Here is an 866-nt window from a genome sequence, read left to right as displayed (position 1 = left end):
TCATTAAGAGATTATGAAGAACAACTTGTGTGGATTTTTACTGGTTGATTAATCGAAATTATTTTCATTGATTGATTGGTTTGAATTACTCGAAGTTTATTTGAGCGAAATTTAAGTCAGGAAATTGATGAGCCAAGTTTAAGAGTTTTACTTATAAAACTCGAAATGATTTTAACTGAAGAGTTTGATCATGGCTCAGATTGAACGCTGGCGGCAGGCTTAACACATGCAAGTCGAGCGGGGATAGGGTGCTTGCACCTGATTCCTAGCGGCGGACGGGTGAGTAATGCTTAGGAATCTGCCTATTAGTGGGGGACAACGTTCCGAAAGGAACGCTAATACCGCATACGCCCTACGGGGGAAAGCAGGGGATCTTCGGACCTTGCGCTAATAGATGAGCCTAAGTCGGATTAGCTAGTTGGTGGGGTAAAGGCCTACCAAGGCGACGATCTGTAGCGGGTCTGAGAGGATGATCCGCCACACTGGGACTGAGACACGGCCCAGACTCCTACGGGAGGCAGCAGTGGGGAATATTGGACAATGGGCGGAAGCCTGATCCAGCCATGCCGCGTGTGTGAAGAAGGCCTTTTGGTTGTAAAGCACTTTAAGCGAGGAGGAGGCTTACCTGGTTAATACCTGGGATAAGTGGACGTTACTCGCAGAATAAGCACCGGCTAACTCTGTGCCAGCAGCCGCGGTAATACAGAGGGTGCAAGCGTTAATCGGATTTACTGGGCGTAAAGCGCGCGTAGGTGGCTAATTAAGTCAAATGTGAAATCCCCGAGCTTAACTTGGGAATTGCATTCGATACTGGTTAGCTAGAGTATGGGAGAGGATGGTAGAATTCCAGGTGTAGCGGTGAAATG

General features: G+C 47.7%; 1 other annotated feature.

Annotation, left to right across the window (positions count from 1 at the left end):
• Positions 1-180 precede the first annotated feature (180 nt).
• Positions 181-724: a sequence feature (16S ribosomal RNA rRNA prediction is too short), on the top strand.
• Positions 725-866 lie beyond the last annotated feature (142 nt).

Origin of the sequence: Acinetobacter sp. SM1B (assembly GCF_003289665.1) — a bacterium.
Taxonomy (GTDB): domain Bacteria; phylum Pseudomonadota; class Gammaproteobacteria; order Pseudomonadales; family Moraxellaceae; genus Acinetobacter; species Acinetobacter schindleri.
Note: the sequence above shows the minus strand (reverse complement) of the source record. Positions and strands in the feature narration are given on the sequence as shown.